This is a genomic window from Janibacter massiliensis, from assembly GCF_900289115.1.
GTDB classification, from domain to species: domain Bacteria; phylum Actinomycetota; class Actinomycetes; order Actinomycetales; family Dermatophilaceae; genus Janibacter_A; species Janibacter_A massiliensis.
The window spans coordinates 2,060,835-2,083,397 of record NZ_LT985196.1; the positions used below are offsets into that span (position 1 = coordinate 2,060,835).

At 73.7% G+C, this 22,563-nt stretch carries 21 protein-coding genes; 10 read left to right on the forward strand and 11 right to left on the reverse strand.

Features of this window, described 5'->3' with window-relative positions; genetic code table 11:
- Positions 1-36: 36 nt before the first annotated feature.
- Both aat and DAA34_RS10045 read right to left on the reverse strand, forming a co-directional pair.
- Positions 37-750 carry a leucyl/phenylalanyl-tRNA--protein transferase gene (gene aat / locus DAA34_RS10040; RefSeq protein ID WP_106818980.1) on the reverse strand — a complete coding sequence of 238 codons (714 nt, stop codon included), beginning with the start codon at positions 748-750 and terminating at the stop codon, positions 37-39.
- 3 nt (positions 751-753) lie between these two features.
- Positions 754-1,740, reverse strand: a complete 987-nt coding sequence (locus DAA34_RS10045) for a carbohydrate kinase family protein (RefSeq protein WP_106818982.1) — start codon at positions 1,738-1,740, stop codon at positions 754-756.
- A gap of 102 nt (positions 1,741-1,842) precedes the next feature.
- Here DAA34_RS10045 and DAA34_RS10050 point away from each other — a divergent pair, with 102 nt between their 5' ends.
- Entirely contained in the window at positions 1,843-2,049 is a 207-nt protein-coding gene (locus DAA34_RS10050; protein WP_106818984.1) for a hypothetical protein, read from the forward strand.
- A 57-nt stretch (positions 2,050-2,106) separates the two neighbouring features.
- On the opposite strand, the gene DAA34_RS10055 is transcribed toward DAA34_RS10050, so the two are convergent.
- The 3 genes from DAA34_RS10055 to DAA34_RS10065 all read right to left on the reverse strand — a co-directional run bounded on the left by DAA34_RS10055 (position 2,107) and on the right by DAA34_RS10065 (position 5,212).
- The gene (locus tag DAA34_RS10055) at positions 2,107-2,484 is read right to left on the reverse strand and encodes a HesB/IscA family protein (RefSeq protein WP_106818986.1); all 378 of its coding nucleotides are present in this window, start codon (positions 2,482-2,484) and stop codon (positions 2,107-2,109) included.
- A 117-nt stretch (positions 2,485-2,601) separates the two neighbouring features.
- Positions 2,602-3,789 (reverse strand): glycerate kinase family protein, encoded by a 1,188-nt coding sequence (locus DAA34_RS10060; protein ID WP_106818988.1) that lies wholly within the window; start codon positions 3,787-3,789, stop codon positions 2,602-2,604.
- A gap of 37 nt (positions 3,790-3,826) precedes the next feature.
- Complete coding sequence (locus DAA34_RS10065) at positions 3,827-5,212, reverse strand: dipeptidase (protein ID WP_106818990.1); 1,386 nt, start codon at positions 5,210-5,212, stop codon at positions 3,827-3,829.
- 54 nt (positions 5,213-5,266) lie between these two features.
- Here DAA34_RS10065 and DAA34_RS10070 point away from each other — a divergent pair, with 54 nt between their 5' ends.
- Together DAA34_RS10070 and DAA34_RS10075 are read left to right on the forward strand one after the other, a co-directional pair.
- Positions 5,267-5,869, forward strand: a complete 603-nt coding sequence (locus tag DAA34_RS10070; protein ID WP_234354206.1) for a DUF3043 domain-containing protein — start codon at positions 5,267-5,269, stop codon at positions 5,867-5,869.
- Between the two features lie 33 nt (positions 5,870-5,902).
- Complete coding sequence (locus DAA34_RS10075; RefSeq protein ID WP_106818994.1) at positions 5,903-6,121, forward strand: hypothetical protein; 219 nt, start codon at positions 5,903-5,905, stop codon at positions 6,119-6,121.
- Between the two features lie 37 nt (positions 6,122-6,158).
- Here DAA34_RS10075 and gcvT read toward each other — a convergent pair whose 3' ends face one another.
- Complete coding sequence (gene gcvT / locus DAA34_RS10080; protein ID WP_106818996.1) at positions 6,159-7,271, reverse strand: glycine cleavage system aminomethyltransferase GcvT; 1,113 nt, start codon at positions 7,269-7,271, stop codon at positions 6,159-6,161.
- A gap of 101 nt (positions 7,272-7,372) precedes the next feature.
- Between gcvT and DAA34_RS10085 the strand changes: the two genes are divergently transcribed.
- Genes DAA34_RS10085 through DAA34_RS10100 form a run of 4 tightly spaced genes read left to right on the forward strand, consistent with a single transcriptional unit; the run spans position 7,373 to position 14,876 of the window.
- The gene (locus tag DAA34_RS10085) at positions 7,373-8,893 is read left to right on the forward strand and encodes a leucyl aminopeptidase (protein ID WP_234354207.1); all 1,521 of its coding nucleotides are present in this window, start codon (positions 7,373-7,375) and stop codon (positions 8,891-8,893) included.
- Between the two features lie 48 nt (positions 8,894-8,941).
- On the forward strand, positions 8,942-11,968 hold the full coding sequence (locus DAA34_RS10090; RefSeq protein ID WP_106818998.1) for a glycosyltransferase: 3,027 nt from the start codon (positions 8,942-8,944) through the stop codon (positions 11,966-11,968).
- A 5-nt stretch (positions 11,969-11,973) separates the two neighbouring features.
- Complete coding sequence (gene sucB, locus DAA34_RS10095; RefSeq protein ID WP_106820081.1) at positions 11,974-13,914, forward strand: 2-oxoglutarate dehydrogenase, E2 component, dihydrolipoamide succinyltransferase; 1,941 nt, start codon at positions 11,974-11,976, stop codon at positions 13,912-13,914.
- Positions 13,914-14,876: a TIGR01777 family oxidoreductase gene (locus DAA34_RS10100; protein WP_106819000.1), complete on the forward strand. Its 963-nt coding sequence runs from the start codon at positions 13,914-13,916 to the stop codon at positions 14,874-14,876. The genes sucB and DAA34_RS10100 overlap by 1 nt, the downstream gene beginning before the upstream one ends.
- A 6-nt stretch (positions 14,877-14,882) precedes the next feature.
- Here DAA34_RS10100 and DAA34_RS10105 read toward each other — a convergent pair whose 3' ends face one another.
- On the reverse strand, positions 14,883-16,511 hold the full coding sequence (locus tag DAA34_RS10105) for a serine/threonine-protein kinase (protein ID WP_158707698.1): 1,629 nt from the start codon (positions 16,509-16,511) through the stop codon (positions 14,883-14,885).
- Between the two features lie 107 nt (positions 16,512-16,618).
- Here DAA34_RS10105 and lipB point away from each other — a divergent pair, with 107 nt between their 5' ends.
- Positions 16,619-17,248: a lipoyl(octanoyl) transferase LipB gene (lipB, locus tag DAA34_RS10110; RefSeq protein WP_106819004.1), complete on the forward strand. Its 630-nt coding sequence runs from the start codon at positions 16,619-16,621 to the stop codon at positions 17,246-17,248.
- A gap of 37 nt (positions 17,249-17,285) precedes the next feature.
- On the opposite strand, the gene DAA34_RS10115 is transcribed toward lipB, so the two are convergent.
- A complete protein-coding gene (locus DAA34_RS10115) occupies positions 17,286-17,732 on the reverse strand; it encodes a pyridoxamine 5'-phosphate oxidase family protein (RefSeq protein ID WP_199847449.1) in 447 nt (148 codons plus the stop codon).
- Positions 17,733-17,929: 197 nt separating this feature from the next.
- Between DAA34_RS10115 and lipA the strand changes: the two genes are divergently transcribed.
- Both lipA and DAA34_RS10125 read left to right on the forward strand, forming a co-directional pair.
- Positions 17,930-18,949 carry a lipoyl synthase gene (lipA, locus tag DAA34_RS10120; RefSeq protein ID WP_106819006.1) on the forward strand — a complete coding sequence of 340 codons (1,020 nt, stop codon included), beginning with the start codon at positions 17,930-17,932 and terminating at the stop codon, positions 18,947-18,949.
- An 11-nt stretch (positions 18,950-18,960) separates the two neighbouring features.
- Positions 18,961-19,749 (forward strand): DUF4191 domain-containing protein, encoded by a 789-nt coding sequence (locus DAA34_RS10125; protein ID WP_106819008.1) that lies wholly within the window; start codon positions 18,961-18,963, stop codon positions 19,747-19,749.
- 33 nt (positions 19,750-19,782) lie between these two features.
- Here DAA34_RS10125 and DAA34_RS10130 read toward each other — a convergent pair whose 3' ends face one another.
- Genes DAA34_RS10130 through DAA34_RS10140 form a run of 3 tightly spaced genes read right to left on the reverse strand, consistent with a single transcriptional unit; the run spans position 19,783 to position 22,529 of the window.
- Positions 19,783-20,667 (reverse strand): TauD/TfdA dioxygenase family protein, encoded by an 885-nt coding sequence (locus DAA34_RS10130; protein ID WP_106819010.1) that lies wholly within the window; start codon positions 20,665-20,667, stop codon positions 19,783-19,785.
- A gap of 28 nt (positions 20,668-20,695) precedes the next feature.
- Complete coding sequence (locus DAA34_RS10135) at positions 20,696-21,481, reverse strand: ABC transporter ATP-binding protein (protein ID WP_106819012.1); 786 nt, start codon at positions 21,479-21,481, stop codon at positions 20,696-20,698.
- On the reverse strand, positions 21,465-22,529 hold the full coding sequence (locus tag DAA34_RS10140) for a taurine ABC transporter substrate-binding protein (protein WP_234354208.1): 1,065 nt from the start codon (positions 22,527-22,529) through the stop codon (positions 21,465-21,467). Before DAA34_RS10140 ends, DAA34_RS10135 begins: the two co-directional genes overlap by 17 nt.
- Positions 22,530-22,563: the final 34 nt, after the last annotated feature.

The window sequence follows — 22,563 nt, forward strand, 5'->3', positions numbered from 1 at the left end:
CGGCCCGGCGAACGGCCCGCGGCGGGGGCCGGACCCTCAGCGGGGCGACGGTCCGTGGCGCACGACGTCGAGGGGCGGCGCAGCCAGGGCGTCGGCGAGGCGTCGCCGGTACTCGCGCCGAGGCACATCGACGACGCCCAGGGAGGCGAGGTGGTCGGTGCGCCACTGGACGTCGACCAGCCGCCGGGGATCGCCGTCCGCGCGGACCATCTCGACGAGGGCGACGAGGGCCACCTTCGAGGCGTCGGTCGCCCGATGGAACATCGACTCCCCCGCGAACAGCCCGGCGACCGCCACCCCGTAGAGGCCACCGGCGAGCTCCTCGCCGTCCCAGACCTCCACGCTGTGGGCCCAGCCGAGACGGTGCAGCCGACCGTAGGCGGCGGCGATCTCCGGGGTGATCCACCGACCGTCCCGGGCCGGGTCGGCGCACCCCTCGAGCACGGCCTCGAAGGCGGTGTCGACGGTGATCTCGAACCGCCGCACCGACCGGCGCAGGCTCCGGCTCACGTGCAGCCCGTCCAGCGGGAGGATCCCTCGCGGGTCGGGCGACCACCAGCCCAGGGGCGGTCGCCCCTCGTCGCCCAGCCCCATGGGGAAGAACCCCGCCCGGTAGGCCGCGATCAGCGTCCCGGGGTCGAGGTCACCCCCGGCGAACGGCCGCTCGTCGCCGTCCTCGAGGACGAGGGCGTCGAACGGCCACGCGGACGGCGGGACCTCTCGGGGCGGGAAGGGGACGCCCGGCGACACCGGTCAGGGACGCGGGAAGGAGATGACCGAGCGGAGCTCCTCGGCGGCCCCGTCGCCGTGGACCCCCGCGAGCCGTCCGAGGAACTCGTCCCCGGTCAGGACGTACTCCTGGGTCCCCACCGTCTCGAGGCACTCCGTGGCGAGCGCCGTGCCGAGCTGGGCGCACCGCTCGTGCGACAGCCCGTGCGCGAGACCGGTGAGGAAGCCGGCGCGGAAGGCGTCGCCGACGCCGGTGGGGTCCGCGACCGACGCAGCCGGCACCACGGGCACCTGGACCGGCTCTTCACCGCGGGTGACGACCGACACCCCGTCGGCGCCGCGGGTGATGACGCGGGTCGTCACCCGCTCCGCGATCTCCTCGGCGCTCCAGCCCGTCTTCTGCTCGACCAGGTGCGACTCGTACTCGTTCGTCACGAGGTACGTCGCGCCCTCGATGAGGGAGCGGATCATCGGCCCGTCACCCCACGCGAGCTGCTGGCTGGGGTCGGCGACGAACGGCAGGGACCGGTCGCGGCACTCCTGCGTGTGCCGGACCATGGCCTCGGGGTCGTCCGGGCCGATGAGCACGAGGTCGAGGCCGCCCAGGCGGTCGGCGACCGGCTTGAGCTCGACCTCCCGGGCCTCGGACATCGCGCCCGGGTAGAAGGTCGCCATCTGGGCCAGCTCGGTGTCGGTCGTGCAGACGAACCGCGCGGTGTGACGGGTGTCGGAGATCTTCACGGACTCGCAGTCGACGCCGTGGCGCTCGAGCCAGCTGCGGTAGTCATCGAAGTCGACGCCCGCAGCACCCACGAGGGCGGGGCGCTGACCCAGGCTCGCCATGCCGAACGCGATGTTGCCGCCGACACCGCCCCTCCGGATCTGGAGGTCGTCGGCCAGGAAGGACACCGAGATCTTGTCGAGCTGCTCGGCGACGAAGGAGTCGGCGAACTTCCCGCCGAAGGTCATGAGGTGGTCGGTCGCGATGGACCCGCAGATGGCGATGTGCACGCCGGGGATCGTAGCGAGCGCCGCAGGACGGCACGCACGACGGCGCAGCTACCGCGGGTCGGCGCGTGTGTCCTGGATCACATCGGAGTACGGTGCCGGGGCATGAGCGAGAACGAGCCCACTCCCATCGACGCCCTCGACACCGGGACCGTCACCGACCTCGCGGACGACTGCCGACGGATCGTCGCGGCGGGCCGGCTGCGCCGTACCCCCGCGCGCCCATGGACCCCGCGCTGCGTCACGGAGGACCCGCGGACGCTCGAGAGCGCCGCCGACTGCGTCGCCGACCTCGACGCGTTTCGGGCCTGAGTCGGGCTCAGCCACGGCGTGTCCACGCCGCGGGAACGACGCCGACGACGGATCGGCTCAGCTGAAGGAGTCGCCGCAGGCGCACGAGCTGCCCGCGTTCGGGTTGTCGATCGTGAAGCCCTGCTTCTCGATCGTGTCCGCGAAGTCGATGGACGCGCCGTCGAGGTAGGGAGCGCTCATCCGGTCGACGACGACCTCGACACCGTCGAAGTCGCGGACCAGGTCGCCGTCGAGGGTGCGCTCGTCGAAGTACAGCTGGTAGATCAGGCCGCTGCAGCCGCCCGGCTGGACGCCGACGCGCAGGCGCAGGTCGTCCCGACCCTCCTGCTCCAGGAGCGACCTGACCTTGCCCGCGGCGACGTCGGTCAGCGTGACGCCGTGCGTCGTGGCGGGAGCCGTGTCGGTGGTCGGCGTGGTCTCGTTCTGGACGCTCATGGGAGCCCCTTCGGATCGTGGGTGTGCGGGTGTGTCCAGCGGCGTCAACGCGACGGCGGGTGCCGCTGTTCCCGCGACCGAGGATACGCACCGGTCGGTCACGACCGGTGCGGGCGGTCACCGCCGGGGCGACCAGGTGCCCGCGACGGCCGCGGCCCGCGCACGGAGCGTGCCGACGGGGTCGGCCATCGCCGCCTCCACCTCCTCGGGCGTGACGGCGACGGGGTAGCACCCGTTGATCCCGACGGCCATCGTCTCGCGGCGCCCGACGAGCGCCTGCCCCGGGACGACGACGACGGGCGTGGCGGTGCGTTGGGCCCGCTGCGCCACCCCGGCGACGACCTTCCCGCGCAGGGACTGCCAGTCCAGGCAGCCCTCCCCCGTGACGACGAGGTCTGCGGCCGCGAGGACCTCGTCGACACCGAGCTCGTCGAGCACCATCGCCATGCCGCTGCGCCGCACGGCGCCGAGGACCAGGAGCGCGTAGCCGATCCCCCCGGCGGCACCGGCGCCGGGCTCGCGATCGAGGCGGCGTGCTCGACCGGTGAGCAGGTCCCGCTCGGCCGGAAGGCTGCGGCCGACGACCTCGTGCCACCGGCCGAGCGCCCGCTCGAGGTCCTGGGCGGTCTGCGGGTCCGCCCCCTTCTGCGGGGCGTAGACGGCGCTCGCCCCCTGCAGGCCCAGGAGCGGGTTGTCGACGTCCGTCGCCGCGATGAGCTCGACCCCCGCGAGACGGCGCCGCACCTCGGCGATCCGCGGGAGGGCGTCGTCGGGCAGGTCGGCCAGGCCGAGACCGCCGCAGCGCAGGACCGGGTCGTCGCCCGCCCCGAGAGCCGCGAGCATGCCTGCTCCCCCGTCGTTCGTCCCGCTCCCGCCGAGGCCGACGACGATGCGCCGAGCCCCTGCCGCGAGGGCTGCGTCGAGGAGCATCCCCAGGCCGGCCGTCCCCGTCACCCGGGGGTCGCGCTCGGCCGCACCGAGCAGGTGCAGGCCGCACGCCTGGGCTGATTCGATCCATGCGGTCGGCACGCCCTCGCCGCCGTGCCCCTCCCCCGTGAGGAGGATCAGCGCGGGGACGTCCCGACCGAGCGGGTCGGAGACGGTGACCGCGACGGTCTCCCCCGCCGGACGCCCCGGACCGCCCGGGGCGAGCACGTCGATGAAGCCGGGGCCGCCGTCCGACAGCGGCACGAGGGTGAGCAGGTCGTCCGGCGCGCGCTCGCGCCAGCCGGCCGCGATCGCCTCCGCGGCCTGGGTCGCCGTGAGGGTGCCGGTGTAACAGTCCGGGGCGATGAGCACGTGCATCCGCCCACGGTAGCGAGCCGGACCCTGCCCGCCGGGGTCAGTCCGAGCCGCGCGGGCCGGTCGGGAGTCGACCGAGACGGGCCAGGAGCAGCGCCTCGGCGACGCAGACGCGCTCGAACTCACCGAGGTGGAGCGACTCGTTCGCACCGTGCGCCCGGGTGTCGGGGTCCTCGACCCCCGTGACGAGGATGGCGGCCTCGGGGAAGCGCTCGGCGAACGCGGCCACGAAGGGGATCGACCCGCCGCACCCGATCTCGACCGGCGCGGCGCCCCACGCGTCGGCGAACGCCGCGCGGGCCTCGTCGTGGGCCGCACCGTCCGTCGCCGCCGCGAAGCCGGGCCCCTCGTCGGAGAGGGTCACCTCGACGGAGGCGCCCCACGGCGCCCGCGACAGCAGGTGCTCCCGGAGCGCCTCGAAGGCACGGCCGGGGTCCTGGGTGGGCGCCAGACGCATCGACACCCGTGCGCGGGCCGACGGGACGAGGGTGTTCGAGGCGGCCTCGACGGCCGGGGCGTCGAGGCCGATGACGCTGAGCGCCGGACGCGTCCACAGCCGCGAGAGGATCGAGCCTGACCCGATGAGGGCGGTGCCCTCGAGCGCACCGGACTCGGCCCGCAGGCGCGCCTCGTCGTAGTCGAGGTCGGCCGCCTCGGCGTGGTCCAGCCCCGCCACCGCGACGTCCCCGGCCGCGTCGTGGAGGGTCGCCAGCAGGCGGCAGAGCGCGGTCAGCGCGTCGGGCAGCGGACCACCGAACATCCCCGAGTGGACGCCGTGGTCGAGCGTGGAGACGGTGATGTCCGCGCGGACGAGGCCGCGCAGCGTCGTCGTGAGCGCGGGCGTGCCGACCTCCCAGTTCATCGCGTCCGCGAGGACGATGACGTCCGCGTCGAGCCGGTCCCCGTGGCGCTCCAGCACGGTGGCGAGGGAGTCGCTGCCGACCTCCTCCTCACCCTCGACGAACACCGTGACCCCGACCGGCAGATCACCGGCGTGGGCTCGCAGGGCGGCCACGTGCGCCATGATGCCGGCTTTGTCGTCGGCGGCGCCGCGGCCGTACAGCCGACCGTCGCGCTCGGTCGGCTCGAACGGGTGGCTGTCCCACTCGGCGGCGTCGCCGGGCGGTTGGACGTCGTGGTGGGCGTAGAGGAGCACCCGCGGCGCGCCGGCCGGGCCCTCGCTCCGACCGATGACTGCGGGCCGTCCCCCGTCCTCCCGGACGATCTCCACCTCGAGGCCCTCGGCGCGCAGCAGGCGGGCGGTCACCTCCGCCGACTCCTCGACGCGCGCCTGGTCGAAGCTGCCGAGGCTGACGCTCGGGATCCGGGTGAGCGCGCGCAGGTCGTCGAGGACGGCAGGCATGAGGCCGACGACCCGCTCGCGGATCGCGGCGGTCTCGGCGGGGGTGAGGGTCGGCTCCGGCATGGCCGCGACCCTATCCGCGGTGTCCTAGCGGGTACGGGACCTATGGTTCTCCCCGTGCTGGGACGTAGGAAGACGGAGAAGTCGGGATCGACCGGGGCCACCGCGGCGGGTCGTGCGCGGACGGCGGCGCCGGTCGACGCCGATGCCGCCCACCCCCGCCGGGAGGGCGCGAAGAACCGGCCGACCCCCAAGCGACGCGAGCAGGAGGCGAAGCGCCGCAAACCACTCGTCGGCAACGACCCGAAGGCGTCCCGCCGCGCCGAGGCCGAACGGCGTCGGGAGGCCATGCTCACCGGTGACGACCGCCACCTGCCCGAGCGGGACAAGGGCCCCGTCCGCCGCTACGTCCGGGACGTCGTGGACGCCCGGTGGAGCCTCGGCGAGCTCGTCCTGCCCCTCATGATCCTCGTGCTGCTCTTCTCCGTCATCGCCCGCGGCTGGGCGACGTACGGCTACCTCCTGACCTACGGCCTGCTCGTCGTGGCGATCATCGACGCGATCGTGCTGTGGTTCCGCACGAAGCGCCGGATCCTCACGCGGTTCGGGCCCGACACGCCGCTGCGAGGCGTTGCGCTCTACCTCGTCACGCGCACCTTCCAGCTGCGGCGCCTGCGGATGCCCCGGCCGATGGTCGAGCGCGGCGCCGCCGTCGACTGATCGTCGTCGCCGCGCGCCGCTAGGGTGACGGCCATGAGCGAGCGCTACACGTGGGACTACCTGGATGCCGGCGGCGACCTCGTCACGGGGGCCGAGGGCCCCTCGCACGCGGCCTTCCCCACCCAGGCCGACGCGGAGGCGTGGTTCTCGGAGAACTGGCAGGCGTGCGTCGACGCCGGGGTCGCGGAGGTCACCCTCCGTCGGGACGGCGAGGTGGTGTACGGCCCGATGAGCCTGGCCGCCCCGGAGTGACCTCGCCCTGACGGCCGGGTCGGGACGGCCTCCCACCTCAGGCCTCGCGGACGCCCACCTCGACGAAAGGCGGCCGGACCACCTCGGCCTCGACGGAGCGACCCCGCACGTCGACGCTCACCGTGTCCCCGAGCGACACCGACCGGTCGAGCAGGGCGAGCGCGATCCCCTGCCGTCGGGTGGGCGAGAAGGTGCCCGACGTGACCACGCCGACCTCTGCGCCGTCGACGTCGACGCGGCAGCGGCTGCGCGGGATGCCCCGGCCGGTGACGACGAGCCCCCGCATGACACGACACTCCTTGGCAGCCCGCTGAGCCGCGAGCGCGTCCTTGCCCCAGAACGTCGGCTTGTCCCACCCGACCGCCCAGGACGAGCCGGCCATCACCGGCGTGATCTCCGGTCCGAGGTCGTTGCCGTGGAGCGGGTATCCCATCTCGGTGCGGAGGGTGTCCCGGGCGCCGAGCCCGCACGGCAGGCCCTCGAGCTGCGCGCCCGCGGCCATGAGCGCGTCCCACAGCGCGCCCGCGCCGTCCCAGGCGGGCACGAGCTCGTACCCCTTCTCCCCCGTGTAGCCCGTCCGGCAGACGATGAGCGGCGCGCCCTCGTGGTCCACCTCGACGAACGACATGTAGTCGTGGTCGGCCGGCAGGCCGAGGGCGCGCAGCAGCTCGTCGCTGCGCGGGCCCTGGACGGCGACGACCCCGTACCGGTCGTGGAGGTTCTCCACGGTGATGCCCTGCGGCGCCGCCGCGGCGAGGAGCTCGACGACGCGGGAGGTGTTCGCGGCGTTGGGCACGAGGAAGACGTCTTCCTCGGACCGGAGGTAGGCGATGAGGTCGTCGACGACGCCACCGTCCTCGCTGCAGCACAGCGTGTACTGGGCCTTGCCGGGGGTGATCCGTCGCAGGTCGTTCGTCAGGCACGCGTTGACGAAGTCGGCCGCTCCCGGTCCGGAGATGCGCGCCTTGCCGAGGTGGGAGACGTCGAAGACCCCCACCCGCTCCCGGACCGCGGTGTGCTCGGCGACGACGCCCCCGCCCGGGTACTCGATCGGCATCTCCCAGCCTCCGAAGTCGGCCATCTTCGCGCCGAGCGTGACGTGCCGGTCGTGGAGGGGCGAGGTCTTGAGGGTGCCGGTGCTGTCGGTCATGCCGCGAGGCTATCCCCCCGCCGCGCGCGCCCTGTGCGCCCGGTCACAAGGGGCGTTAGGGTGCGCTGACACCCCGGACCGACCCCCTCAGGAGCGCTCGCGTGACCCTCGTGACCTACACCCCGAAGCCCGACCTCGACGGCGCGACCGACGTCCTCGTCCTCGGGGTGGCACCGGACGGTGACGGGGCCCGACTGGTCCTCGGTCACGCCCTCTCCCGGCGTCCCGCGGCCGCGCTGCTGGCCGCTGCCGCCACCGTCGGCGCGACGGGCCGGGCCGGGCAGGTGCACGTCGTCCCGGCGACGGCAGGCCTCCGGGCGAGCGCCGTCGTTCTCGTCGGTCTGGGCGAGGCGCCCTCGCCCGCGACCCTGCGCGAGGCGGCCGGTGCTGCGCTGCGTGCCGCGACGGCCCTGCCGGCGTCCTCCAGCGTCCTCGTCGACCTCCCGGCCGCCGACGCGGACGCGCTCGAGGCCGTGACCGAGGGCGCGCTGCTCGGGGCCTACACCTTCACGGCCCACAAGGGCGACCGTCGCGGGGGCGGTGGCATGAACGACCGCGGTCCGGCCGGGGTCGCCGAAATCACCATCGGGGGCGGCCTGCGGGTGCGCGAGGGGCGTGACCGGGTCGAGACGGCGCGGGTGGCGGCCGAGTCCGTCGCCTGGGCGCGGGACCTCGTCAACACGGCGCCGAACGTCCTCTACCCGCAGTCCTTCGTCGACCGGGTCCGGGAGCGGATCGCTGCGGACGACGCCCCGGTCGAGCTGCGGGTCATCGACGAGAAGGAGCTCGAGGAGCTCGGGTGCGGGGGCATCATCGGTGTCGGCCGCGGGTCCGCCCGCCCGCCGCGCATCGCGGTCCTCAGCTACCGGCCGCGTCGGTCCACCGGCCACGTGGCGCTCGTCGGCAAGGGCATCACCTTCGACACCGGCGGCATCTGCATCAAGCCCTCGGCGGACATGTGGCAGATGAAGTCGGACATGGGTGGCGCCGCGGCGGTCGCCGGGGCCGTCCTCGCTGCCGCGCGCACGGGGCTGCCGGTCGCGGTGACGGGCTACCTCTGCCTCGCCGAGAACATGCCCGACGGGAACGCGCAGCGGCCGGGCGACATCGTGACGATGCGTGACGGGATGACCGTCGAGGTCCTCGACACCGACGCCGAGGGACGGATGGTCCTCGCCGACGGCATCTGCCTCGCTGCGGAGGAGAACCCCGACGCGATCATCGACATCGCGACCCTCACGGGTGCGTGCATGGTCGCCCTCGGGTCCCGCACCACCGGGGTCATGGGCGCGGCGCCGGTCACCTCCGACATCCTCGAGGCGGCCGGGCGCGCGGGCGAGGACGCGTGGGAGCTCCCGCTGCCCGCCCACCTGCGCCCGAGCCTGGACTCCCCCGTCGCCGACATCGCCCACAAGGCCGGACGGATGGGTGGGGCGCTCACCGCCGGCCTCTTCCTCAAGGAGTTCGCGGTCACCCCGGACGACCGCACGCCGATCCCGTGGGCGCACCTCGACATCGCCGGACCGTCGTTCAACGCGGACGCGCCGTGGGGTCACGTCGGCAAGGGCGGCACGGGCGCCGGGGTGACGACGCTCGTGCGGTACCTGCGCGACCGGGCCTGACGCGCGAGCCGCCCACCCGACGTCGGCGCCCACCCCTAGGGTGGCCGCGTGACCGGAACCGATGACGACATGAGCGACCGTCCCACCTCGGGCATCGTCGAGCGCGGCGCGGCCAGCGCCCGCCGCCGGCTGCGCGCGGCGGCCAACGTCCTGCCGGACCCCCTCAGCCCCGCCGTGCACGACCAGCTCCGGCGAGCCCTCGACGCGGAACGGGAGCGCACCGCCAAGCTGGAGCGCACGGTCCGACAGCTCGAGGACAAGGTCGGGCGCCGGGATCGGGCGCTCGCCGCAGAGGCCGATCGACGACGCTTCAACGGCGAGCGCGTGATCCGGTACGCGCGTGCCTACCGGGGCCTGCGTGCCGCCGGTCTCGACGTCGAACCGGCCACCCTCGGCGAGCCCTCCCCGGACGCGCCCGACCCGAAGGAGCGGGCCGTCGCCGAGCGCTCGGTCCGGGATACCGTCCGGCTGAGCGCCTTCCTGCACGTCCTCGCCCGCGGTGAGGGCCTCGAAGCCGCGATCGCCGACCTCGTCCGTCTTGTGCCCGGTTCGACCGAGTCCGGCACCATCCGACGCGTCGCCGAGTGGATGCACGCCAACGAGGCCACCCGGACGGCCGGTCTGCTCGGCACGGGCCTGCTCGCCCACCGCAGCGGGTTGCCGCAGTTTGCGTGGGAGCGGCTGACCGAGCTGCCCGATGAGGTCTGGCTCGCCCACGCCGTCGACGAGTACGTCCTCCTCGCCGGCGAGTTCGACCGGGACGAGCTCGTCCGTGCCGTCGGACTCCTCACCGCCGCCGAGGCATCCCCGCTGCCTGCACGCACGTGGAACAACGTCCTGCGGCGCTGCATCGGGTACGACCTCGTCGAGCCGGTGCCGACGCTCCTGGCACGTCTGTCCGAGGCCGTCGCGCTCGCCGAGGCCTCCTCGGGCGTGGACGCCGACGCGCTCGCCCGCGATCGGGCCGACCTGGAATGGGCCCGCCGCTGGGTCCCGCGAGTCGTCGCTGGCGCCCCGCCCGAGCCCGAGCTCGCAGAGGGCGCTGTCGCGTTCGGCGTCATGGGGTACGACCAGCCCGACCTGCGCAGCACCTCGACCAACATCGGTGACTACGTCCAGACCATCGCCTCCCTCGCGCACCTGGCGCGCCAGACCGGCGTCCGCTTCGGCGACGACGAACTGGGCCGGTTCGCCGCCAGGCTGCAGCAGAGGGTTTCTCGTGCCCTGCGGGTCGAAGGGCCCGAGCGCGAGGTCGCCCTCTTCCAGGTCGACCGGGACGCCTCGCACTGGTCGGCGGTCCCAGACGGGACGTGGCTGCTGGCCTTCGGCTGGTACGCCCACCGCATCGGCGGGGTCCGGCACGACTTCCCGTTCACCGACCGAGTCCGACCGATCTTCGTCTCGTTCCACGTCAACCGTCGCACCATGCTCGACGAGACGTCGATCGAGTACCTGCGGAAGCACGCGCCCATCGGCTGCCGGGACTGGACGACGGTCGACATCCTGCTCGGGCTCGGCATCCCGGCGTTCTTCTCCGGATGCCTCACGACGACCGTCCGGTACGTCAAGCCGGACGACGCTCCCCGTCCGGCGCCGGACGCCCCCGACCTCTACGTCGACGCGCCGGCACCGAAGGGCGCGGAGACCGTCCGCAACGAGCGCCCGGAGGTGGCCACCGCCTCGCTCGCGGAGAACTTGGACGTCGCGCTGGCGAGCCTCGACCGCTACACCTCCGAGGTGGGCAGGGTCATCACCAAGCGCCTGCACTCCTACCTGCCCGCCCGGGCGCTCGGCCGCGAGGTCGACTTCGTGCCCGGCAACCCCGCGGACATCCGGTTCCACGGGCTGGCGCCCCTCACCGATGCCGAGGTCCACGCGATGGGTGCCGGCATCGCCGAGATCCTCGAGCCGCCCATGTGGGCGATCCTCGCCGGGGAGCCGGAGGAGGAGGTGCGGCGCCGGTGGGCGGAGGCCGTCGAGCCCCTCGTCGTCGCCGCCAAGGAGCGGCACGAGGCAGACGTCGAGCTCCCCTCGATGCTCGACACCGCAGCCGCGGCCGCGGCGATCCGCGCCCGCCGGGTCCGCGTCGAGCGCACCGCTGCCGGCCCCCAGGGCGAGGAGCTGCACGTCGTCCTGGCGCTCGATGGCAACCTCAAGGCGCAGTTCCGGGTCGTCGTCGACGCCATGGTCCGCAACACCACGCGCCCGCTCGTCCTGCACGTCCTCTGCCGCGACCACGACCAGACCGACATCGACGCGCTGGCGCGTCTCTTCCCGACGATCACCTTCGACTGGCTGCCGTGCGATGCGGTCCAGTACGGCGAGATCCGGTCGATGATCCCCCACATCACCGTGTCGACGATGGATCGGCTCCTGCTGCCCGAGGTCCTCGACGACGTGCCGCGGGTGATCTACCACGACATCGACACGCTCCCGCTCGGGGACCTCGCCGAGCTCGACGAGGCCGACCTCGAGGGCCACCCCCTCGCCGGACGGGACTCCGAGGTCTCGCAGATGCGCTCCGGGTACGAGGCGATCTTCGGCCCGGCCTCGCGCACGGGCCTGGACCCCGAGGTCGCCGCGGACCTCATCCGCCGGGAGACGGCGCGCCACCCGTTCGACTTCGTCGGGTTCAACGCCGGGATCCTCGTCATGGACCTGGACCGGATGCGCGCCGACGACTTCTGCCGACGATTCGTCCCCTACGCCTCGTGCTTCGGGATGCACGACCAGCAGATCCTCAACCTCTACACCGGGGCGAACCGAGCCTCCCTCGAGCCGAAGTGGAACGCGCGCCCCACCCAGGAGACGGTCGTCGATCCCGCGATCATCCACTGGGCTGGTGCGCGCAAGCCGTGGACGCCCGACTACGTCCCCCTCAAAGAGCTGTGGACCGCGCAGGAGGCGATGCTCGAGGAGCGGGAGCGAGCCGCCGGTGTGGCGCCCGCGTGCGCGGAGCAGTCGACAGAGGCGGGGGTGTCCCACGACACACCCGCACGTGAGAGGGTGGACTCCGAGGCCGTCGCTCCCGGTGCTCCGGGGTACGACGTCGACCCGAGCGACCGAGGAGAATGAAGTTCATGTCTGAGCGCGTGACCATGCCGGCCCTGGGCGAGTCCGTCACCGAGGGCACCGTGACCCGCTGGCTGAAGTCCGTCGGGGACGAGGTCGCCGTCGACGAGCCGCTCCTCGAGGTCTCCACCGACAAGGTCGACACCGAGATCCCCTCGCCCGTCGCGGGGACGCTCCAGGAGATCCTCGTCGAGGAGGACGAGACCGTCGAGGTCGGCGCCGATCTCGCCGTCATCGGGGACGGCCCCGCGGCCGACTCGGGGTCGTCGGACTCCGCGGACGCGGAGGCCGCCCCGGCCCAGCAGGCGGCCGACGCCGCGCAGGACGAGGCGCCCGGCGAGCCCGCCCAGGAGCAGAGCGCCGACGAGCCCGACGAGGCGCCCTCGACCGAGCGCGCGGAGCCCGCCGAGAAGCCGACCGCCGACACCGGCGACGCCGGTGGCGAGGGCACGACCGTCCAGATGCCCGCCCTCGGCGAGTCCGTCACGGAGGGCACCGTCACCCGCTGGCTCAAGGCCGAGGGCGACGAGGTCGCCGTCGACGAGCCCCTCCTCGAGGTCTCCACGGACAAGGTCGACACCGAGATCCCGTCCCCGGTCGCGGGGACGCTCCGCACGATCCTCGTGCAGGAGGACGAGACCGTCGAGGTCGGTGCCGACCTCGCGGTCATCGGCGGCGGCGACTCGGCGCCCGCGGCGCAGGCGTCGGAGGCCCAGGCGTCGGAGGCCCAGGCGCCGCAGGCCGCCGAGGAGACGGCCGAGCAGCCCGCCGAGCCGCAGGGTTCGGACGAGGACAGCGCCGCCGAGGCGCTCCCGGCCGACGGCGAGGCGGGCGACCCCGACGACTCGCCAGCCGGCGACGCCGACCCGGAGCAGGACTCCTCCCGCGAGGGCGGCCCCGCCGACCCCACTGAGCGGAAGCAGTCCCAGCCCCAGGCCCCGGCACCGCAGGCGCAGTCCACGCCCAACACCCCGCAGGAGTCTGCGGACCGGAGCGATGCGTCGGCCTACGTCACGCCGCTGGTCCGCAAGCTCGCGGCCGACAAGGGCGTCGACCTCGCCTCCGTCGAGGGCACGGGCGTCGGTGGCCGCATCCGCAAGCAGGACGTCCTCGACGCGGCCGAGAAGGCGAAGGCGGCGAGCGCCCCGGCGCCGGCCGCGCAGCAGGCGGCCCCGGCCCAGGAGTCGGCCGCGCAGCAGGCGGCCTCGACCGGCGACCGCAACCGCTCCACGGTCGACCCGGCCAAGCGCGGGTCGCGGGAGAAGATGAGCCGGCTGCGGAAGGTCATCGCGCAGCGGATGGTCGAGTCGCTCCAGGTCTCGGCGCAGCTGACGACGGTCGTCGAGGTCGACATGACGAAGGTCGCTCGCGTCCGGGACCGGGCGAAGGCCGAGTTCGAGCGCCGCGAGGGCACCAAGCTGTCGTTCCTGCCGTTCATCGCGCTGGCGACGGCCGAGGCGCTCAAGGCGCACCCGGGCATCAACGCCAGCGTCGAGGGCGACGAGATCGTGTACCACGGGGAGGAGAACCTCTCCATCGCCGTCGACACCGAGCGCGGGCTGCTCACGCCGGTCGTCAAGCACGCGGGCGACCTCAACATCGCCGGCCTCGCACGCGCGATCGCCGATGTCGCCGACCGCACCCGGACGAACAAGATCACCCCCGACGACCTCTCGGGGGGAACGTTCACGATCACCAACACCGGCAGCCGCGGCGCCCTCTTCGACACCCCGATCCTCAACCAGCCGCAGGTCGGCATGCTGGGGACGGGCGCGATCGTCAAGCGCCCCGTCGTCGTCACCGACGCCGACGGCGGCGAGACCATCGCCGTCCGGTCGATGATGTACCTCGCGATGTCGTACGACCACCGGGTCGTCGACGGTGCGGACGCCGCCAGGTTCCTCGGGACGGTCAAGGACCGCCTCGAGGGTGGTGCGTTCGAGGTCTGATGCACGTCGTCGTCGCCGGCGCGTCCGGCCTCATCGGTTCCGCCCTCGTCGATGCGCTGCGGGCCCGCGGCGACGAGGTCACCCGCCTCGTCCGGCGCGAGCCGACGAGGGCGGACGAGCGCCAGTGGGACCCGAGCGAGGGCGCCCTGGACCCGGCGCACCTCGGCGACGCGGACGCAGTCGTCAACCTGTGCGGGGTCGGCGTCGGCGACCATCGCTGGACGTCGTCGTACAAGGAGCTGATCCGTTCCTCCCGGGTCGAGAGCACGACGCTCCTCGCGCGGACGCTCGCGGCCCTCGCGGCGCAGGACCAGGGGCCCACCCGGTGGCTCAACGCCTCGGCCGTCGGCTACTACGGCGACCGTGGCGACTCGGTCCTGTCGGAGACGTCGGGACCGGGCGACGGCTTCCTCGCCGACGTCTGCCGGGACTGGGAGGCAGCGACCGCCGAGGCCGCGGACGCGGGGGTGTCGGTCGCCGTCCTGCGGACCGGGATCGTCCTCGCACCCGACGGCGGCGCGCTCGCCAAGCTGCGTCGCCTCACGCGGGCGGGTCTCGGTGGCCCGCTGGGGTCCGGCAAGCAGTGGTGGCCCACGATCAGCCTCGTCGACGAGGTGGGGGCGATCCTCCACCTGCTCGACCGGCCCGAGATCACCGGCCCCGTCAACGTCGTCGGCCCCGCCCCGATCCCCCAGCGGGACCTCGCGCACATGATCGGGCAGCGGCTCCACCGCCCGACCCTCATCCCGGCTCCCTCCCCCGCCATGCGACTCGTCGCGGGCGAGTTCGCCGATGATCTCCTCGCGAGCCAACGGGCCATCCCGTCGGTGCTCCTGGGCAGCGGTTTCACGTTCGAGCACGGAACACTCTCCGACGCCCTCACATGGGCCCTCGAGCTGGAGCAGCCGCCCCAGGAGGAGCCCGAGACGCCGGCCGACGACTCCGGCAGCTCCGAGGCGTGACCGGCCTCAGCGGATCGCGCTGATCCGCCAGGCTCCGTCGTCGAACCGCAGTTCGAACGTGAGCCGGCGGCCCGGTTCCGCGCGGACTGCCTCCCGCGTGCCGTCCGCGCCGAGCCGCGCGTGCTGCGCCGTCGCGACGACGGCGGTGACCGTGGCCCGTCCACCGGCCGGTCCCCGGATCGCCCGCGACGCGTCGACCGTGAAGGCCACCCCGGAGTAGCGGGTGCCCGTGCGGTCCAGGCGGCGCAGCAGCGCGCGGTCGGTCCGTGCCGCCGGAGAGCCGTCGACGGTCGTCCGAGCCAGCATCTCGGGGCTCCCTGCGTTCATCGCCTCCGCCCGCAGCCGGGCCAGGGCCGCGATGACGGCTCCCGGCCGACGTCGTGGCGCGGAGCGGTCGGACAGGGCAGGCACCGTGCCGCGAGGCTGCGCGGACGACCGTCCCGTCGAGGGCGGGCCGGACGCCGGCGGGCTCGCTGGGGACGGCGCCTCCGCGGACGCTGCTCCCGGCGGGGCCACGGCCGGGGTCGCCTCGGCTCGCGAGGCGACCCGGTCCCACGGCACCGCCGCGGCGCCGACGAGCATCACGGACGCCACCAGGATCGCGGCCCTGCCCGACACCACCCGGCGCGCAGCCGACGGGGGCCCGCTGCTCTCGGCGCGGCGGGTGCGGGCGCGTTCGGCCCTCCGTCGCTCGCGACGAGTCATCGGGACCTCGACCGTCGGGACAGGGTCGTCCCACCACCGACCCGGCCCGGCCGGCTCCCCGCGGGAGCCCTCCCGGATGCGCCGCGTCAGGCCTCGGACCGCACTCTCCCCCACGACGAGGCGGATGGGCTCGGGCTCGGCGGCGTCGAAGACCGCGGTCGCGACGTCGGCCGCCGACGGACGGTCGGCGGGGTCGGCCGCGAGGCACCGCCGGATCACCTCGACGAGCGGGACCGGGACGGGCGCGTGGATGAGCTCGGCCAGGTCCTTGCGGGCGGGTGCGAGGGCGGGGATCGCGCCGGTGAGGCAGTACCACCCGAGCACCCCGAGGGCGTGCACGTCCGACGCCGCCACGGGGTCTCCCCCGGCCTCCACCTCGGGAGGGGTCCACCCGTCGGTCCCGAACGTCGGGCCGGGGGCCTCGCCGACGAGCCGGGGCACGCCGAGGTCGGCGACCACCGGCCGGCCTGACAGGTCGAGCAGGACGTTTCCCGGGGTGAGGTCGCCGTGCACGATCCCCGTGGCGTGGAGCCCGGCGACGGCGCGGGCGACCGGCGCGAGGACCGTCACCGTCTCCCCGGCGGACAGGTGGCCCCGGGCGCTCACGGTGTCCGCGAGGCTGCCGCCCTCGGCGAGATCGAGCACGAGCGCGATCCGCCCGCCGGGGAGACTGATCGTCTCGTGCAGCCGGACGACGTGGTCGACGGCGAGGTCCTGGAGCACGGCGAACTCCCGTATCGCGTGCTCGCTCGCGTCGGCCGCGACGATCTTGATCGCGCGGGCGCCCCCGTCCGCGGAGCAGCACCCCGCCCAGACGTGGCTGGTGCCGCCGCCGCCGATGTACCGGTCGATCTCGTACCCGGGCACCTCCGGCGGCTCGTGGCCGTCCGGTCGCCCCGGCGTCGTCCTCGTTCCCTCTTCGCGTCGCACGTCTCCACGGTGCCGGACCTGACCCGTCCTGCCGGGCGGTTGTCCACAGGCCCGGCCGGCGGCAGCCAGCGCTATGACCTGCGTCACGCACACCTAGGATGCCGGTCATGCGGATCGAGCACCTTGGCTTCTCGCCGGACACCGTCGACTACACGCAGGCGTGGGACGAGCAGCGTCGGATCCACGCGGAGGTCGCCGACGGGCTGCGGGAGGACACCGTGCTGCTGCTCGAGCACAGGGCCGTCTACACCGCCGGCAAGCGGACCGAGCCGCACGAGCGGCCGTTCGACGGGACCACGGTCATCGACGTCGATCGCGGGGGGAAGGTGACGTGGCACGGTCCCGGCCAGATCACGGGGTACCCGATCGTGCGGCTGCCGTCACCGGTCGACGTCGTCGCGCACGTCCGGCGCCTCGAGGAGGTGATGGTCCGCACGTGCACCGAGATCGGCGTCGCGGTCGACCGCGTCGAGGGCCGCAGCGGCGTCTGGGTGCTCGCCGACGACCGGGGGCCGGACCGGAAGGTCGGGGCCATCGGCATCCGGGTGAGCCGGGACGTGACGATGCACGGGTTCGCGCTCAACTGCGACCCAGACCTGTCGTGGGCCGACAACGTCATCGCGTGCGGGATCGCCGACGCCGGGGTGACCTCGCTCAGCCGGGAGCTCGGTCGGGACGTCCCCGTCGCGGAGGTGCTGCCGGTGCTCGAGCGGCACCTCGTCGACGTCCTCGCCTGAGGGGTTCGGGGTCGCAGCGGGGCACGCTCGCGCCTGGTCAGTGCAGGTGCGTCCACGGCTTGTCGAGCCGGAACCGGCGGCCGCTCAGCTCCGTCGGCTCGATCTCGACGACGACGTTCTTCACGGTCGGCACCCACGGTCGCAGCGGCAGCGACTCGGCACGGTAGACCTCGTCGCCCTCGAGGACGCGGGCACGGCCGCGGACGATGACGCTGGCCGCGGTGTCGTCCGTGTAGTCGTCGATCTCGAACGCGACGTCGGCGTTCATGACGACCCCGAGCAGCTTGTTGCCCTCCGCCGTCCGGAAGAGCATCGTCCGGTTGTCGACCGCGTAGTTGATCGGCGTGATGTGGACCTCGCCGGCCAGGTGGAAGGCGAGACGGCCGAACTCGTTCTCCTTGAGCATCTGCCAGCACTCGTCGGCGGTCATCACGCCGATGGGCTCGTCCACCGTCAGCTCGGCGTTCCTGGGGTTCTCGCTCATGTGGCGTCCTTCCCACGGGCGCGGCCGACCCGGCGTCGGCACGCGGGCTCCGGCCGGGCTTCCGGCCTCGGGTCCAATCTAGCGCTCCCGCCCGGTGCCGTGGGGGCGGCCCGACGGCCCCGCCCGCGGCCCCGGCGCGTAGGCTGGAGTCCCTGTCCGGCGACCCCGGACCGCCCCCGAGTTCCGCAGGAGAGCACGTGACCGTCGCCCCCGAGGGCCGTCGTCTGCTCCGTGTCGAGGCCCGCAACGCGCAGACCCCGATCGAGCGCAAGCCGAGCTGGATCCGCACGACCGCGAAGATGGGCCCGGAGTACACGCAGATCCGCTCGCTCGTGAAGGGCGGCGGGCTCCACACGGTGTGCGAGGAGGCGGGCTGCCCGAACATCTTCGAGTGCTGGGAGGACCGCGAGGCGACCTTCCTCATCGGCGGTGACGTCTGCACGCGGCGGTGCGACTTCTGCGACATCGCGACGGGCCGGCCTGCGGCGCTCGACCTCGACGAGCCCCGACGGGTCGCCGAGTCGGTCCGCCAGATGGGGCTGCGGTACTCGACCGTGACGGGCGTGGCCCGCGACGACCAGCCGGACGGTGCGGCGAGGCTGTACGCGGACACGATCCGGGAGATCCACGCGATGAATCCGACCACCGGCGTCGAGATCCTGCCGCCGGACTTCGGCGCGCGGCCGGAGCTCGTGGGCCAGGTGTTCGACGCCCGGCCCGAGGTCTTCGCCCACAACCTCGAGACCGTGCCGCGGATCTTCAAGCGGATCCGCCCGGCGTTCACCTACGAGAAGTCGCTGCGCGTGCTGACGATGGCGCGCGATGCGGAGCTGGTGACGAAGTCGAACCTCATCCTCGGCATGGGTGAGCGCGAGGACGAGATCGAGGCCGCGATCCGCGACCTGCACGACGCCGGCTGCGACATCCTCACGATCACGCAGTACCTGCGGCCGTCGCCGACGCACCACCCGATCGACCGGTGGGTCAAGCCCGAGGAGTTCCTCCACTGGAGCGACCTGGCCGAGGAGGTCGGGTTCAAGGGCGTCATGGCCGGGCCGCTCGTGCGTTCGTCGTACCGTGCCGGTCGGCTGTGGGCGCAGGCGATGCGCCGCTGGGGCCGACCCGTGCCCGAGCACCTGGCCCACCTGGCCGAGAACTCCTCCCCCGCCCGACAGGAGGCCGCGTCCCTCGTCGCGGCCGGATCGACAGAGAGCTGAGCCGACCCACGATGGCACGCAAGGACACGAAGGCCCCGAAGAGCACGGGCGCGACGGCCGCCACCAAGGGCGCGAGGAAGCCACCGGCAGCGGAGGGGACCGACGGCGCGGGCAAGAAGCAGAACCCGCTCAAGCAGATGGTGACGGTCTACCGGACGATCAAGCCGGTCGATCCGCAGATCGGCCTGTGGATGGTCGGCGCCGCCGTCGTCGTCCTCCTGCTCGGCACGCTCATCGGATCCTTCTTCGGGCCCTGGTGGGTCGGGCTGCTCATCGCTCTGCCGTTCGCGGTCGTCGCCGCGATCGTCGTCCTCGGCCGCCGCGGTGAGAAGGCGGCGTACAAGCAGATCGAGGGCCAGCCGGGGGCGACCTCCGGGGCGATGGGCTCGCTGCGCGGGTGGTACACCGACCAGGAGCCCGTCGCGGCCGAGGCCCAGCGCGGCGGCGACCTCGCGAGCACCGCGCTGGTCTTCCGCGCGCTCGGCCGGCCGGGTGTCGTGCTGCTCGCCGAGGGTCCGCGTGGTCGGGCGGAGAAGCTGCTGGCCAAGGAGAAGAAGAAGGTCGAGCGCGTCGCGCCCGGCGTCGCGGTCCACACCTTCCACGTCGGCACCGGCGAGGACGACCTGCCGGTCTCGAAGATCACCCGCACCCTGACGCGGCTCAAGCCCGTGCTGAGCAAGGACGAGATGGCCGTGGTCAACAAGCGGCTGCGGTCGATCCCCGGGATGCGGCAGAACATCCCCGCGGGCGTCGACCCGACCCGTGCCCGGATGGACCGACGGGCGCTGCGAGGCCGCTGACCCCGCAGCGCCGCGTCGGGTCCACCACCGGGGTCAGGTGGTCGGCCCGACGGGTCGGTCGCCCCTGATCGTCACGCGGGCCATGACCCTGGGCTGGGTGTAGTCCCTGTTCGCATAGTGGGCCGTCGAGCGGTTGTCCCACACCCCGACGTCCCCGACCGCCCAGCGGTGCCGGATGGTGTGCTCGGGCTTGGTCAGGTGTGCGTAGAGCAGGTCAAGGATCCCCCGGCTCTCGGCGTCCGAGACGCCGACGATGTGCGAGGTGAACCCCGGGTTGACGAAGAGCCCGCGCCGCCCGCTCACGGGGTGCACGCGCACGACGGGATGCTCGACCGGCGTCAGGCCGGTGACCGTCCGGCCGTCCCACTCGTTGCCGCGCCCGCCATGGCGGCGCAGGTAGGCCCCCCACTCCCGGTTCCCGTCGTGGACGGCGGTCAGCCCGTCGACGAGGCGGCGCACGGGCTCCGAGAGGGACTCGTAGGCCAGCTGCGAGTCGGCCCAGCTCGTGTCGCCGCCGGTGTCCGGCAGCCGCACCGCCCGCAGCACGGAGGCCGCCGGAGGGGTCTGCATGAAGGTCACGTCGGTGTGCCACTCGTCGGAGAACGAGAACTCCGGGTCCGTGCTGTCGATCGGGTAGATCTCGGCGTGGGCCGCGGCGGTCGCGGCGACCGGGTGGCCTGCGGTGGGCTTCCCGAGCCGGGAGGCGAACGCGACCTGGTCGGCGTCGGCGAGGTCCTGCCCGCGGAAGAAGAGGACCTTGTGCTCCACGAGGGCGCCGCGGAGCTGCTCCATCTGGACCTCGGTCGGACGCCGAAGGTCGATCCCGTGCACGATGGCGCCGAAGCCTGGCCCGAGCCGTTCGAGCTCCAGCCCGGCTCGGAGGCTCGGGGTCGCGGGCGCGGTGGCGATGGTGGTCATGGCGGTCCTTTCGTCGAGGCTGGTCTGATCAGGCGGCGGCGGCGCGCAGCTCGGCGCTGACGATCTGCCGGAGGGCTGCGAACTGCGGGTGGGAACGGACGGCGAGCGGGTCGGTACCGTCGCGCGGGAGCGGGACCGGGACGTCGAGGGCGATCCGACCCGGTGAGCGGGACAGCACGACGATGCGGCTCCCGAGGAAGACCGCCTCGTCGACGCTGTGCGTCACGAAGATCGACGTCCGGTCCCGGCTGGCGCTCGAGCCGCGCAGGTCCTCCTGCAGGCGCTCGCGGGTCAACGCGTCGAGCGCGGCGAACGGCTCGTCGAGGAGCAGCAGGTCCGAGGGCACCGCGAGCGCGCGGGCGATGGCGACCCGCTGCTGCTGACCGCCCGACAGCTCCCACGTCCTCCGGTGCGACACGCCCGGCAGACCGACCTGCTCGAGGAGGGCCTCCCGCTGGGCGGTGCGCTCGTCCGCCGGGACTCCCCCGGTGGCGAGAGCGAGGTCGATGTTTCCACCGACGGTGCGCCACGGCAGGAGCCTCGGCTGCTGGAAGACGATGCCCGAGCGGCCCGGTCGAGCGGCCGCGCCATCCACGAGGACCGTCCCTTCGGTGGGGTCCTCGAAGCCGGCCACGAGGCGCAGCAGCGTGCTCTTCCCACATCCGGACGCCCCGACGACGACGACGAACTCGCCCCGCCGGATGGTCAGGTCGACCGGTCCGAGCGCCGTCGTCGCGGTCCGGCCGGAGCCGTACCGATGGACGACCCCGCGCGCCTCGAGCACGGGCGCGTCGTCGTCACTTGCCGAGGACACCGGGGAGGCCCTTCGTGTAGATCGCCTTGCGGAAGACGTCCTCGGCTGGGGCTGCCGGGATCTTGTCCAGTCCGGCGAGGAACGTGGCGGCGTCGTGGAGGTTCTTCGCGACCGCACCCGGCGCGCCGTCCGTGCCGAGCCACGTGGCGCTGGTCTGCTCCTGCGGCGAGAGGAACACTCCCTGGGACAGCTGGCCCGAGGCTTCCTCCGGGGTGACGCCCAGCTCGGCGGCCACCGCCTTCGCGGCCTGATCCGACTTCTCCCGGATGAGCGTCGTGGCCTCGGTCTGGACCTTCCGCCACGCGTCGATGACCTCTGGGCGCTCGGCGGCCAGCGTGTTGCTCACGACCCCGAGGTCGAGGGTGGGCTTGCCGCCCTTGGCCAGCTCGGCGCTGGTGACGAGAGTCTTGCCGTCCTTGCGCAGCGTCTCCAGGACCGGCAGCCACACGTACGCGGCGTCGATGTCTCCCCGCTTCCAGGCCGCGAGGATGTCCTGGGGCTGGAGGTCGACGAGCGTGACGTCCGTGTCGGACAGGCCCTCGCGATCGAGCGCGGCGAGGAGGCTGTAGTGCGCCGTCGAGGCGAACGGGGTGGCGATGCGCTTGCCCCGCAGGTCCTTCACTGACGACACCCCGGCTGCGTTCCGCGCGACGAGTGCCTCGTTCTTGCCGGCCACGTCGAGGATGTAGGCGACCGAGTACGGGATGTTCAGCGGCTCGGACAGACCTCGGGCGACCGGGCTGGAGCCGATCGCCCCGATGTCGACCGCCTCGGCGATGAACGCGGTGTTGATGCTGGCGCCGGAGTCGAAGGCCTTCCACTCGATCGTGTAGTCCGGGAGGGCCTTCTCGAGCAGCTTCTGGTTCTTCACGATGAGGTCCCCGCTGGGGAACTTCTGGTACGCGATCCGGATGACCGTCTTGCTGCCCTTGCCCTTGCTCGAGCTCGTGGAGGAGGTGGAGCAGCCGGCGGCACCCAGCCCCAGAGTGAGGACCGCGGCGGTGAGGGCCGAGCGGCGGGTGAGCTGGGGCGAGGGCGTGGTGGACACGGTGTTTCCTTTCGGTGGATGGATCTTGGAGGTC

What these genes read in the sequence shown, in the direction of transcription:
- DAA34_RS10125 (WP_106819008.1), top strand. Translation starts at nt 18,961, where the DNA reads ATGGCACGCAAGGACACGAAGGCCCCGAAGAGCACGGGCGCGACGGCC.
- DAA34_RS10115 (WP_199847449.1), bottom strand. Translation starts at nt 17,732, where the DNA reads ATGAGCGAGAACCCCAGGAACGCCGAGCTGACGGTGGACGAGCCCATC.
- DAA34_RS10060 (WP_106818988.1), bottom strand. Translation starts at nt 3,789, where the DNA reads ATGCACGTGCTCATCGCCCCGGACTGTTACACCGGCACCCTCACGGCG.
- gcvT (WP_106818996.1), bottom strand. Translation starts at nt 7,271, where the DNA reads ATGACCGACAGCACCGGCACCCTCAAGACCTCGCCCCTCCACGACCGG.
- sucB (WP_106820081.1), top strand. Translation starts at nt 11,974, where the DNA reads ATGTCTGAGCGCGTGACCATGCCGGCCCTGGGCGAGTCCGTCACCGAG.
- DAA34_RS10055 (WP_106818986.1), bottom strand. Translation starts at nt 2,484, where the DNA reads ATGAGCGTCCAGAACGAGACCACGCCGACCACCGACACGGCTCCCGCC.
- DAA34_RS10100 (WP_106819000.1), top strand. Translation starts at nt 13,914, where the DNA reads ATGCACGTCGTCGTCGCCGGCGCGTCCGGCCTCATCGGTTCCGCCCTC.
- DAA34_RS10050 (WP_106818984.1), top strand. Translation starts at nt 1,843, where the DNA reads ATGAGCGAGAACGAGCCCACTCCCATCGACGCCCTCGACACCGGGACC.
- DAA34_RS10065 (WP_106818990.1), bottom strand. Translation starts at nt 5,212, where the DNA reads ATGCCGGAGCCGACCCTCACCCCCGCCGAGACCGCCGCGATCCGCGAG.
- lipB (WP_106819004.1), top strand. Translation starts at nt 16,619, where the DNA reads ATGCGGATCGAGCACCTTGGCTTCTCGCCGGACACCGTCGACTACACG.
- DAA34_RS10075 (WP_106818994.1), top strand. Translation starts at nt 5,903, where the DNA reads ATGAGCGAGCGCTACACGTGGGACTACCTGGATGCCGGCGGCGACCTC.
- DAA34_RS10130 (WP_106819010.1), bottom strand. Translation starts at nt 20,667, where the DNA reads ATGACCACCATCGCCACCGCGCCCGCGACCCCGAGCCTCCGAGCCGGG.